This window comes from Geosporobacter ferrireducens, from assembly GCF_001750685.1.
Classification (GTDB): Bacteria; Bacillota; Clostridia; order Peptostreptococcales; family Thermotaleaceae; genus Geosporobacter; species Geosporobacter ferrireducens.
The window spans coordinates 4541813-4554167 of record NZ_CP017269.1 but is presented as its reverse complement, the minus strand read 5'-3'; the positions used below and the strand labels follow the sequence as shown (position 1 = coordinate 4554167).

General features: G+C 37.8%; 17 protein-coding genes. 3 read left to right on the top strand and 14 right to left on the bottom strand.

The window, feature by feature from the left end; genetic code table 11:
* Positions 1-43: 43 nt before the first annotated feature.
* The 4 genes from Gferi_RS21390 to Gferi_RS29230 all read right to left on the bottom strand — a co-directional run bounded on the left by Gferi_RS21390 (position 44) and on the right by Gferi_RS29230 (position 3218).
* Entirely contained in the window at positions 44-676 is a 633-nt protein-coding gene (locus Gferi_RS21390) for an acyl-CoA-like ligand-binding transcription factor (protein ID WP_069980132.1), read from the bottom strand.
* A 168-nt stretch (positions 677-844) separates the two neighbouring features.
* Positions 845-1726, bottom strand: a complete 882-nt coding sequence (locus Gferi_RS21385) for an enoyl-CoA hydratase/isomerase family protein (RefSeq protein ID WP_069980129.1) — start codon at positions 1724-1726, stop codon at positions 845-847.
* A gap of 689 nt (positions 1727-2415) precedes the next feature.
* Positions 2416-2841: a hypothetical protein gene (locus Gferi_RS28905; RefSeq protein WP_069980127.1), complete on the bottom strand. Its 426-nt coding sequence runs from the start codon at positions 2839-2841 to the stop codon at positions 2416-2418.
* A 44-nt stretch (positions 2842-2885) separates the two neighbouring features.
* A complete protein-coding gene (locus tag Gferi_RS29230) occupies positions 2886-3218 on the bottom strand; it encodes a putative immunity protein (RefSeq protein WP_069980125.1) in 333 nt (110 codons plus the stop codon).
* 68 nt (positions 3219-3286) lie between these two features.
* On the opposite strand from Gferi_RS29230, the gene Gferi_RS21370 reads away from it, so the two are divergent.
* From Gferi_RS21370 to Gferi_RS21360, 3 genes are all read left to right on the top strand, one after another.
* Complete coding sequence (locus Gferi_RS21370; RefSeq protein ID WP_069980123.1) at positions 3287-3655, top strand: BlaI/MecI/CopY family transcriptional regulator; 369 nt, start codon at positions 3287-3289, stop codon at positions 3653-3655.
* 15 nt (positions 3656-3670) lie between these two features.
* The gene (locus Gferi_RS21365) at positions 3671-4594 is read left to right on the top strand and encodes a M56 family metallopeptidase (RefSeq protein ID WP_069980121.1); all 924 of its coding nucleotides are present in this window, start codon (positions 3671-3673) and stop codon (positions 4592-4594) included.
* Between the two features lie 119 nt (positions 4595-4713).
* Positions 4714-5454, top strand: coding sequence for an LCP family protein (locus Gferi_RS21360; protein WP_069980119.1), 741 nt, complete (start codon positions 4714-4716; stop codon positions 5452-5454).
* A gap of 643 nt (positions 5455-6097) precedes the next feature.
* On the opposite strand, the gene Gferi_RS29540 is transcribed toward Gferi_RS21360, so the two are convergent.
* From Gferi_RS29540 to Gferi_RS21315, 10 genes are all read right to left on the bottom strand, one after another.
* The gene (locus tag Gferi_RS29540; RefSeq protein WP_408607516.1) at positions 6098-6457 is read right to left on the bottom strand and encodes an HXXEE domain-containing protein; all 360 of its coding nucleotides are present in this window, start codon (positions 6455-6457) and stop codon (positions 6098-6100) included.
* A gap of 109 nt (positions 6458-6566) precedes the next feature.
* Positions 6567-7160, bottom strand: coding sequence for a TetR/AcrR family transcriptional regulator (locus tag Gferi_RS21350; RefSeq protein ID WP_069980115.1), 594 nt, complete (start codon positions 7158-7160; stop codon positions 6567-6569).
* 182 nt (positions 7161-7342) lie between these two features.
* The gene (locus Gferi_RS21345; RefSeq protein WP_236932639.1) at positions 7343-7780 is read right to left on the bottom strand and encodes a DNA recombinase; all 438 of its coding nucleotides are present in this window, start codon (positions 7778-7780) and stop codon (positions 7343-7345) included.
* A gap of 196 nt (positions 7781-7976) precedes the next feature.
* Positions 7977-8741: an ABC transporter permease gene (locus Gferi_RS21340; protein WP_069980113.1), complete on the bottom strand. Its 765-nt coding sequence runs from the start codon at positions 8739-8741 to the stop codon at positions 7977-7979.
* Complete coding sequence (locus Gferi_RS21335) at positions 8742-9503, bottom strand: ABC transporter ATP-binding protein (protein ID WP_069980111.1); 762 nt, start codon at positions 9501-9503, stop codon at positions 8742-8744.
* Between the two features lie 75 nt (positions 9504-9578).
* Entirely contained in the window at positions 9579-9767 is a 189-nt protein-coding gene (locus Gferi_RS27755) for a cysteine-rich KTR domain-containing protein (protein WP_083273687.1), read from the bottom strand.
* A 144-nt stretch (positions 9768-9911) separates the two neighbouring features.
* Complete coding sequence (locus Gferi_RS21330) at positions 9912-10262, bottom strand: DUF1048 domain-containing protein (protein ID WP_069980109.1); 351 nt, start codon at positions 10260-10262, stop codon at positions 9912-9914.
* Between the two features lie 9 nt (positions 10263-10271).
* Positions 10272-10619: a DUF1048 domain-containing protein gene (locus tag Gferi_RS21325; RefSeq protein WP_069980108.1), complete on the bottom strand. Its 348-nt coding sequence runs from the start codon at positions 10617-10619 to the stop codon at positions 10272-10274.
* Positions 10616-10942 carry a PadR family transcriptional regulator gene (locus Gferi_RS21320; RefSeq protein ID WP_069980104.1) on the bottom strand — a complete coding sequence of 109 codons (327 nt, stop codon included), beginning with the start codon at positions 10940-10942 and terminating at the stop codon, positions 10616-10618. Before Gferi_RS21320 ends, Gferi_RS21325 begins: the two co-directional genes overlap by 4 nt.
* Positions 10943-11751: 809 nt before the next feature.
* Positions 11752-12159, bottom strand: coding sequence for a YjdF family protein (locus Gferi_RS21315; protein ID WP_069980102.1), 408 nt, complete (start codon positions 12157-12159; stop codon positions 11752-11754).
* Positions 12160-12355: the final 196 nt, after the last annotated feature.

Sequence of the window (12355 nt, the reverse complement as noted above, 5' to 3'; positions counted from 1 at the left end):
CTGAAATACCCAAATACAATGTATTTAACCTTTTACACTAAATTTATAGGGGCAGACCCGCTTCAAGATGTTCCAAACCAGCATCGAGTAACTTGTAAAACCTCTCTATAAACCCTTCTGATAAATCTTCTCCTGTACTCATCCATGCAGCAAGCCATACCCCGGCAATTGCACCGGAGAGGTTACATACTGCAAAGTCATCCTGGCTACGTCCAACCCGTTCTGCCATCATTTCGTTGATTAATCGAATTTTCCCCGTAAAATGGTTCAGCGTAGCAGTACGCAGCTCAGGGACCGAACGCAATAACAGGTGACGCTCTTTTATCTGTTCGCTCTCCTCAATCTGACTTTCCATGAACAATTTGTAAAGCGCATTTCGCAAGGCCTGAATTGGACTCATTTCTGAAGGCGCCGACAGAGTAGCCTCCTTAACCGTATTATCAATAAAGTCAATATCACAAAGAACCACGTCGGCCTTCGTCGCAAAATATCGGAAGAAAGTTATACGTGAAATTTCCGAGGCTTCTGCTATCTGTTCTATTGTTGTCTCATTATACCCTTGCTCTTTGAACAGTCTCAATGCTTCACGCTGAATAGCGGCTCTTGTTTTCGCCTTCTTCTTGTTATGCCAGCCTAAAGCTGGCTGAATGTCACCATGCAAACCTTTTTTTTTCATCCGTCTATACTCCCTTCCTATTGGTAATTCCTTTAGCTTTTAGCATAATCCATTTGCTAGACGGAGGCAGATCATACTCCTGAATAAACATGATCTGCCCCCTTTTCACGATTTATACTTTATACATCTGTTCCGAATAAGTCTTTGGACTGGAGCGAATTCTGGAACCTAATCCAAATAAGTAAATGGAACTTTAATAGGCAAATATTTCCTCAGATCTGTTGTACCTGTTTCACGTTGAGCCGCCATATCGAAATGTTGGTGCATCATATTATGTTCCAAATCTGCTGCTAAGATCCTTTTCCAAGGACGTTTCGTAATCTGGCTCGCCATATACCGGCATCCGCGCGGTCGTTTCATCATCTCTCGCGCCAGTTCCCATGCTCTGTCAATCAACTTTTCTCTGGGCAGTACTTCATTCACCAACCCGAGTTCCTTCGCCGTCTCAGCATCGATGTTTTCACCCGTATACATATAGTACGCAGCCCGCTTCAGCCCAAGGAGTTCTTGCATGATGAGATACATCCCATCGCCGGGCGCAACGCCGAAAATGAAATGATTTTCGAAGAAATAGGCATCAGTAGCACATAACGTCAAGTCACAGGCCAATGTGAATTCCGTATGTGAGCCGGGGCCGTTGACGACTGCTATTGTTGGGATGTCCATTTGAAAAACCAGATTCTCAAGATTTTTGTAGGACTCCTTGTATTGGCGCATCATAAGGTCAGGCGACCATTCTCTGAAAGGAAGGCTTTCCCAGTTTCCTGATGATTTCCGCTTTTCAGGATTGGTCGAATAGGGGATCGTGTAAAATTTGTCTCCCGTGCCGGTAATAATCAGCACTTCATTTTCCGGATCATTGGCAATATCATGCCATGCCTGGCTCCACGCAGAATGCCCCGCCCAAGTATGCTGGAAAGGGCCGCCATCTGTATGCATTCTCGCCTCAATGATCCCGTTTTCTCTTTTCATAACAAAAAATTCTTTGTACTTTTCGGAGTATTGCTCAAAATTTAAGGGTCTAACTTCACCTGCAAAATGATCTGCCATAATTATTCTCTCTCCCTATAATGATATTAGTATCATTTGATACTAATATCATTATAGGGGTTTTTTTATTAAATTGTCAAGCTTCATAAAATTATTTTCATTTATGTATTTTTTGTTTGTACTATATTTTGTCTATATGACTGTGAATTCTCCCTGTAAAGTTTGGCATCATTGCTTAATTAGGATATTCTGAGTATAAAAGAATATACGCACAATTAGGTAAATTGAGCAATGCTCTAGCAGATTTGCTCGTGAAAAAGAGGCTTTAATGCAAAAGCCCTCGTCTCTTTGGCTGGTGTGGGTAATCATACGGGAAATATAATTGAGGGCTTCTTCAATGTTCTTTTTTTACTACAGAAACGGTGACATATTTATCCTGCACGATGCTGTTAGTTAGCTCCGGTGGCTTTATCCATGAGCATCTGGTTATGCTCCCTGCGATACTCTTCCAGCGTCTCATCTTTTATCGGGACAAGGTACCTGTCCCTATGCCTTCATCAGACAAATATAAGGATTGTAAAAATAATGGGAAGTAACAGAAAAAATACTTGAAACACAAGCGTTTTTTCTGTTACTTCCCATTAACTCAACGTCTCATTACTGCAATGTGCTCAGGATTCGACATTCTCTCATTATTGCCAAGTCTCAAATTTACCTCACACTGCGTAATATCGACAGGTCAGAACAATCTACTTAAAGCACTGTGTAAACATATCTACACACTCCATGTCCAACACAACCGATACATCAATTTTATCTTTCAACACCTTATTCCTGAAATCATCGCCATCAGTCGTAAAAGTCATATATCTCGCAAAGTGCTGAAACCTCAGGATTTCTACGTATCTTTCCTTTGCATTCATATTACGCACTCCACATGCATGGTATGTTGCAGCTAGCATGTGTATAACTTCTTTGAAAAAAAATGTGCCAAGGAAGTGTCTCCTGTCACACCCTGTCTCATTTTTATTAAAACTCGTTTTCATACCTTTTGAAAAATTCATAATATGTACGCACATTTTCCAACTCAGTCCATTCATTTTTTCACATTTACTGATAGTTGAAGATACAACTCGTAGCGCATCTACCAATTCTTCTCTTATATATTGGTCCATAGTATTTCATCTCAAATTAGAATTTATTACGCTAAATCTTTTTATTAAACATTCTTCATTAATTCAATTTGGATTTTTCTTTCTTTTCTTACTTCCTCTAAATTTTTAAGATACATTAAGTTTATTAAAGTTATTGCATAATCAGAAGCAATTAAAGCATGTCTCTTCACATGGAGAATGAGAGCAACTTGCTCCATAACTCTCAAGACTTTAGCTTTCACTGGGTCTTTCTCTGTGCGTACTAAGTCGGGTGTCATAGCAGCCGCCTGTCTAGTCTCTTTGTAAGTGGCTTTTCCTGCTTGCCACTTTGTGCAAATTTGAAAACTGTGTTTTATTTGGAAAAAATAATTCAAACTTTTTATAAAAAGGCTTGACAAATTTCTACTACATATGTAGTATTTGAATATAAACTATGGTTGTAGTTAATTTATTATGGAGGCATAATATGGAAAACAAAGCATTTGAAATCAGCGAGGCAGAATTAGAGGTTATCAAAGTCCTTTGGAAAACCGATAAACCAATGACAGCTCAGGAAGTATGTGACACCGTTGTTAATAAGGAGTGGAAATACACAACTGCTTCTACTTTGCTTAGTCGATTGGTGGAAAAGGGTGCAGTTGCATACAAAAAAAAGGGAAAGTCATATCTCTATTATCCAATTATCAAAAAGGAAGATTACAAGCAATCGCAGACAAAAAACCTTGTATCAAAGTTGTATGACGGCTCTGTAAAGAATTTAGCTGTTTCCCTGTTCAAAGCAGGAGAGATGTCCGCAGATGACATTGAAGAAATCAAAAAGATGTTTAATCTTTAGAGGGGAGACGGATTTATGTTATTACAGATTTTCAAAGCAATACTTATAACGTCGACAGTAGGAAGTGTTTTAGCGGCATTGTTGCTGTTGTTAAAGCCTATAACAAAGAGGTATTTTGGCTCTGCATGGCAATATTACGCATGGGCAATTGTACTTATTGTTATGATGTTGCCTGTCACTATACGTCTACCGCAGGTCACCACTAATATAGCACCCGATGTTTCGCTAAACATGCAACAGACTTTCACAGACGCAACAGTACAAACGGAATCAGAAAATGTACAACAAATACCAATTCCAGCAGTTGACACGAAACCGCTCGGACAAAGCACAGTAAATGTATTAAAGGATATTTCATTTGGAATAACAGATATGATGTGTTATGCGTGGCTGGTCGGATTGATGTTGATGTTGGGAATAAACCTTATTAGATATTTGATATTTTTGCGGGCAATCCACAAAAACTCCGTCATTATTTCCTGCCCAGGAATAGATGCAGATAAAATTATAACCCGAAAAACAAGCATGATTGACGCACCGCTTATGGTGGGGATTTTCAGTCCCTTGTTACTCCTTCCCGATATAGAAATGTCGGAGGAAAATCTAAACTATATACTGTTGCATGAGCTTACCCATTACAGGCGGCATGACCTTTGGTATAAATGGTTTGCAATGCTTGTAAATACTGTGCATTGGTTTAATCCTTTCGCCTATATCGTGTCGAGGCAGATTGATCAGGAGTGCGAAATCTCCTGCGATCTATCTGTTGTGGCAAATTTGGACGAAAATGAACAAAAAGGCTATATGAACACAATATTAACACTTGTTTCACGAACAGGCACAACTACTAAACTGTTTACAACGGCAATGGCAAGCAATAAAAATCAGATTAAAAGGAGATTTACCATGATTAAAAATGCAACAAAAAAAGTAAAATAACAATTCTTTTTTCAGTAATTACGGCTTGCATAATACTTGGTGCTTCTGTTTTTGCAAGCGGAGTTTTGAGTGATAAAACCCAATCACAAGATTTACATAAACCTCAGGAGATTGAGAGCGTGACTGAAAATCAGACGAATATACTATTAATCGGCGTTGACGGTAGTGAGCAAATGCGTACAGATACTTTAATGTTGCTCTCACTTAATAAAACTAATAACAGTCTTGCGGTGTTGTCGATTCCGCGAAACACCCTTATTACATCAGATAAGCAAGATAATAAAATATCTAATTTAATGACTGATGGTGATGCCCAAAAAATAATTGACGCCGTTACTAATCATCTTGAAATACCTGTTAATTATTACGCAAGGATAAATTTTGAAGGTTTTAGAAATATTATAGATATTTTAGGTGGCGTGGAGTTTAATGTGCCTGTTGATATGCTTTATGATGACCCTGCGCAGAACTTATATATATCTTTGAAAAAAGGATTGCAAATATTGGATGGTGAAAAAGCGGAACACTTAGTCCGTTATCGCGCGGGTTATCCCGAAGGCGACATTGCAAGAGTACGAATGCAACAAAATTTTATTACGGAACTAATAAAGCAAAAATTTGACACTAAATATTTCGCAGAAATAAGTGGACTGTATAACGAATTATCAAAAAACGTTGTAACAAATTATCCTTCTGTGAAAATTGCCGAAGATATGAAGGCTTTGAATAAAATAAACATCAACGAAATTGAGACTTTTATTTTACCCGGCACAACAGAATTACGTCAAACAACATTATATTTTGTAGTTAATGATGCAGAATTAAAAAACCTAATAGAGCAAAAATTTGCGTTGAAATAAAATAGATTGAGTGAAGACTATGGAACAAAGAGGAATGGTTATTTTACCATGTATTTAAATCAAAATATGAATAAATTACGGCAGGACACAACACTTTTGAATTTCCCGTTTCTATTCAAAATGCAAACAACAAGCATTATGGAGCTATGTTAAATGTGAACATAATTTCTTATTTCATGCTGCCCAATGGCATGTAAAAAATCGTTGTTATAGCTGTTAGATATTGGAGTGCTTAAACAAAGCACAAAAGCCTAACGGCGGTTTTGAAATAACAATCAAAACCGTCTTTAGGCTTTTTTAAAAATGGATCGTCAGTGGGTGTGTTAAAGTCAGGCTTTTTTTAGGGTACGGCTGTATCTTAGGAGGTATCGCTGTGTCTATTTTTCTTTTATACGCTCATCTTAATTTTCAATCATCAAAAAAAGTTATATCCACTATCGTTGAATCCTGTCTTTATATATGAATTCACACATCATCTGATTAGATATGAGTATTGCCATGCCTGACTGAGGTGTTTTCAGTCGGGAATTTTTGTGTATATTAGGTTTCGTTGCCGTTCACTACCTTTGTCCTTTTGATTTTAGCAATTCCTCAAAAATCGACAAGCAAGGACGGCAGACTGTGTAATAATGCTAAAATATTCTCAGCTAAGCCCTGTTTTTGAGTGTTTGTATAACAGCTCGGACCAGTAACCCATAAGCTTATACAGCACTTGGAAGAAGATATACATTAAAACAACTCCCAATAGACAAGCTAACAATATCGTCCCTATTCGATAATTTAAAATCATATTTGCCTCACGCAAAATCCAGATGCTGGGGATTAGGAATATAGCCGATGTGATGACTCCGGGTACATATCCTTTAAATCTAATGCAAAGTAATATATGAATCAATACATAATGTAAGATTAACCCTAAAAAAGCTCCATACCAAATAAAAAAACTATTGAAAACTATAGAAAATAAACTAATTAATGAAAGACCTAAGAATTCTACGCCCACTGCTATAGAAAAAGTTGGTGTCTGAAAATTATGTATATAATTTAACCCAAATGGCTTCCATTTAACCCAAACCAAGTTTATTTTTCCTTTTTTGCGTATACTCCATACTTTATGCTTTGCCTGCCTGATTCGGCGGCGAACCAAGAATCCGAACGATTATATTCGTAAGCGCTTGTTTCTTTTCCGATTTAACGTTTGAAGCGCCAGCTATATCAAAGAACCCGCTAGACCCGCGCAAAATGAACAGAGCTGTTTCTTCGGGGTACTCACAGTTCCACGAGCCATCGGAGTTTCCTTGCTTTATGAGCGACAGCAGCGTGGGCATTGCGGACACGGTCATTTTATTGGAACAGTATTCAATAATGGCGGCATCGCTTGCAATACTCGGTATCAGTTTGCCAAAACCATCCGAATCCAGCTTGACGCTTAGCAGAGTAATAAGCCTTTGAAGCGCCGTGCTTTCTGTACCATTCAGGGCTGTTTCCATCGCCTTCTGTTTTTCATCGGCCATTGCATCAATGACTGCGTACAACATTTCTGTTTTCGACTTGAAGTAGTGGTACACAAGTCCTTGTGCCACGTTCATTCTTTTTGCAATATCGGATATCTGTGTTTTGTCAAACCCATTTTCAGTGAACAGTACCCTCGCGGTATCAATAATTTCTTGACGACGCTCGGGAACTGTTTTCGTTACCCTCACCATACAAAGCTCCTTTCACGAAATTTGAACATAGTATATCACATTGAATGAATTCAGTCAAAAATTTTTTAATTAGTTAATCCACAATTTTAAATTTTCTTTTGTCTATATATTTGTTCATACATTTGTATAAAAAAGCCGCCAACTAAGAGATAGGTCCCTCGATTGGCGGTCAACTCAATATCTTATATTTCAACGTTAAGCTCAACTCCTGATTTGAACTCAACAATTACTTTATCATCAAAAACTGTAACCTTCTCGATTAGTCTCCTTACCAGCTGCTCATCATATTCTGTGATATCACATAACTGCTCATTTAGAAAGGCTGTCATTTCTGCGATCCGTTGCCTTTTTCCTTCACGTTCTGCATTTTCAACCAGTGCATTTTGCTTCAGTTCCCGCAAGCGGTAAATCTCTTCCGTCACTTCGTTATAATCAGCTTTGGAGTTTGCCGGCCTGAGAAGCTCGTTTTGCAGTTCATCCAATTTGGCATCAATATTATCAGTGATTTTGTCATGTTCTTCATTTAAGACCGTTGCAATGTTGGCCTGCAAGGTGGAAAGAAAAGTGTCCTTGCTAGCAAGTACCTCATTGATTACTTTTACAACCGCTACCTGAAGCACCTCTTCATTTATCGTCGGGGAAGTGCAGTCAGAACCCTTTTTCTCCAGGCGGCTAACGCATCTTCACACGATAGATCTGCATCCTCGATTGTTCCAGTGCACCCGTCTGTAAATTTGGTGACATTCGCCGCAATATACAATGCTGAATAATGCGTATCGACTACTATAAAGTAACTGTACTTAGTATACAGATAGGTTATAATTTCTTATAAATCCTCATTGCAAATATATACGCAACAACTATTATTGCTATACACCAAGCCAAAGCAGTCCATATCTCATTTCCTACTGGCTGATTTGCTAATAAGTTACGAATAGCTTCTACGATGGGAGTTACAGGTTGATTTTCTGCAAAAACACGTACTACTGAAGGCATCGTATCTGTTGGTACAAAGGCAGAACTGATAAATGGTAAGAAGATGATTGGGTAAGAGAATGCCCCTGCGCCATCTGGTGTTTTAGCAGAAAGTCCTGCAATTACAGCAATCCAAGTCAATGCAAGTGTAAATATTCCTAGAATTCCAAATACAGCTAACCACTCTAAAATTCCTGCTGAAGAACGTAAGCCCATTAATAATGCAACAAGTATAATCACTACTACAGAAATTCCATTAGAAATTAATGAAGTTAATACATGTCCCCATAATACTGTAGAACGAGCGATAGGCATAGAGTGAAAACGTTCAAAGATACCACGTTCTTTATCTGTAAACAAACGGTAGGCTACATATGCAATCCCACTACCAATAGTCATTAACAATATACCTGGTAAAAGATAATCAATATAATTTTCTGTACCTGTTTCGATTGCACCACCAAATACATAAACGAATAATAACATAATCGCAATTGGTGTGATACTAACTGTAATAATTGTATCCATACTTCTAAAAATATGACGCATAGAACGTCCAAACATAACACTCATATCTTTGAAAAAATATTTATTGGTAGATTCCATTTATTTTTCCCCCTTTTTACTAATTATTGTTAAAAATATTTCTTCCAATGTCGGTTGTTTTTCTACATATTCTACTTTTGCAGGTGGGAATAATTTTTTCAATCCTTCTAATGTATCTAGAGCAATGATTTTTCCCCCATGAAGAATAGCAATTTTATCTGCAAGTTGTTCTGCTTCTTCTAAGTATTGAGTGGTTAAGAATACGGTAGTTCCTGCAGCTGATAGCTCTTTTATGATCTTCCAAACTTTTAAACGTGCTTCTGGATCAAGGCCTGTAGTTGGCTCATCTAAGAAAATAATCTTTGGATTTCCCACAAGGCTCATTGCAATATCAATTCTTCTTTTCATACCTCCAGAATAAGTACCTACCCTGCGGTCTGCAGCCTCTGACATACCAAAACGATTAATTAACGCATCTGCTACTGCATTTGGATTTTTAAAATGTCTTAGTTTTGCTATCATTTGAAGATTTTCACGTCCAGTCAAAATTTCATCAATAGCAGCAAACTGACCAGTAAGACTGATAGAACCTCTAATATCCCCTGGATTTTTTTCAATATCAAAACCATTGATCACAACACTTCCAGCATCTGCTTTAAGTAAAGTAGCCATGATTCTAATCATCGTTGTTTTTCCAGCTCCATTTGAACCTAGCAATGCAAAAATACCCCCCTGCTCTACTTCAAAATCTACTCCTTTGAGTACTTCTACATCTTTGTAAGATTTCTTTGCCCCTTTAATTTGTATGATACTTTTTTTCATTTTTTTTCCTCCTCTACAATATAGTTTGGGTAGTTGTAATAAAGAAAGAGCCGACAACTGTGATTTCACTCACGGTTATCGGCTCTGCGTCTTAGCGTCTGGCTCTTTGATAACTGATATATTCAGTTGTTTTACATTGATTATCGTTTCATTTTTACACATGGGACAAAATAGTGGGAAGTTTTCAAGCACCGTATCATCACGTATCTTGACCCTTGTTTTGTTGCCACAGACCGGGCATAATATCCACTCGTATTTACACACTCTACCATCCCTTTAGTTGATGTTTTTGTTGACCACTATCATTTTAATGCCTGCAAACATTAATCTGCTTTTCAATGTACTCCATCTATGCGGGAGGCGCAGACCTTACACTTCAATTGCTTTTTCAGTCCCGATATCTCCCTTTTACTTTGTTTTATCCGTAACCTTTTTCATGGCCTTATTAACTTCTTGGTCAACAGATTCTTGATAGATGTCAGCGTAAGTTTTTGAATCTTTGATTAGATCGTCGCAGAAAGCCGCTACGTCACTGCCCGTCACTTCGAGCACGCCTTTCCCCAAGGCCGCGCCCTCTTCAAAAAGATCGATAATCCCCGAGAGTAGACCTATCCCGTCGGTTAGCTCAACAGGGCCGACCTTAAAGAGATATTTTTGAATCTCTTTATAAACAATCTGATAATCTTTCGGGAGCGCTTTGACACGCGCCACGTGCGCTCGCCACTCTTTTTTGCCTTCGATGATATCTTGTATTCTCATTTTATCCTCCTATTTACCTAATTTTTTAGCGATATTATTGTTGAGTTGCTCGCGCCACTTGTCGCGAAAAGACTTTGCCCCTTCTTCACCAGCCAGCGCTGAACAGAAGCCTTTGATATCGTCACCCAAAACCTCTTGGACACTCTGACCGTCCGCCGCCGCTTCTTCGAGCAGGCCAAGCACACCGTCAAGAATTGGCATGAGGTTGCGACCGGTGAAATCTGAGTGCGGCCAAAGATTGGCATTAATTTTTTCCCATGCCGCTTGATAATCAGCCGGCAGCTTTTTGGCTCGTGATTCAAAATTTTTCAATTCTTTAGTCATGTCGCTTCCTGTAATTTTTTCCCATAAATTCATTGTTTTTTCTCCTTTAACTCGTTAATTTTTGATGATACGAATTCCCATCTTTCCCAGAACCTCCGCAGCTCCTCACGCCCCGCGTCGTTGAGCGTGAAAAACTTTCGCGGAGGTCCCATATCGGATGGTTTTTTTTCTATGTCCACGAGTTTATTCTTCTCAAGCCGCACCAAAATGGTGTAAACTGTCCCATCCACAACGTCCGAAAATCCGAGGGCATTCAGCCTCCGCGTGATCTCGTAACCGTAGATTTCCTCGTGGTTGATGATTTCAAGAACGCAGCCTTCCAGTACACCCTTTAACATTTCCGTAATATTTTCCAAAAAATCACCTCTTCACTATCTAGTGATACATGTATTTAGTATTACTTACTACTACTATATAGTATCACGCAGTAGTGGCAGTGTCAATATGATATGTTTATTTTTTTGCGTTTATTTTTACCAGCGAGATCTAAAAAATACTAAGGATGATAACAATCACCTTATAATAGTACCTGTAGAAGTTAAGCTCAAATATAAGTTCCTTTTTACTTGATAAGCCCACTGTCATCACTAAATATGACGAGCAACTGGTAAGGTAGTTGATTGAAAAGATGATAGTATTTCATGATAAATTTATTGTAGAATTTAAATCTGGTGTTACAGTAGATATAAGTGAATAGAGCTAAAAACAAATAAGACACTCTACGCTGTTTAGTTATAGCATAGGGTGCCTTGAAAACAGAAAAAGAAGAATCCCCACCACTAGATATTTGGCATTTAACTCACTCTATCTCTATATTTAACGTTTGACTGTATTCAAATTCTATATAAGGGGGGTCGTTTTCCTCTATCAACACAAACAAATACGCAAAACCCAAACCTTAACGCAAAGATCCTTAGTTCTGCGTAAAATTTAGACCCCCTAAGTAAAAATTCCCCCAAACTAATCAGTCTGAGGGAACATAAAACACACTTCAATATTTAGTTAATAACCTCTAAAGCCTTTGATACCAGCCTATTTCTTCTCTATCTTCACAACTACCTCAACATGACTGGTGTGTTGCAGTTAGCATATTCTCTTCAATTTTCCAATAGATTATATAAAATAAAGAACACACAACGCTATTCGCTTTATGTGTTCTTTATTTTTAGTGACCTTTTTTCTTTTGTTTCTTTTTTTCCTGTCTTATAGCAAACCTTTTTTCTTTTTCAAAATCTTTTTTCTCTTTTAACTCAATTTTTCTCTCAAGTTTATTTGTTTCTCTTTCAAGTCGGATTGCCTCTTGCGCTTTTGTAGAAATCCCTTGATTTTGCAAAGCTTTTTTAATTTTTCTTTGTAATCTCTTTGGGTTAATTCTTTTAGAACTATCTTCTTTAACTGCTAAAGGTCTACTAAATTTTAATTGACTATAGTGCTTTAAAATAAAATCGTACACTTCATAATCTTTAGGTTCTGTTCCAAAAATGACTCTACATGTCTCTAAATGACCACTTTCAATGCGCTCAAACACGCCAATCCAAAATGGATCGTCAAAATAAACCGTTAACTGACTCATATTTATTTCCTCCTGTAAAGTTTGCTTTTTAAAGAGAATGGACAACCCCAGGAGGGCAGGTTACTGACAGATTAGCATCTGCATTCGGACTACCAACCGAATCGTGTTTTTATCTCATAGCTTTAATTTAATATTATAGTAACATACACATCAATAATTGGAAAGTATTTACTAATGGAATAATATATTTGTTCAT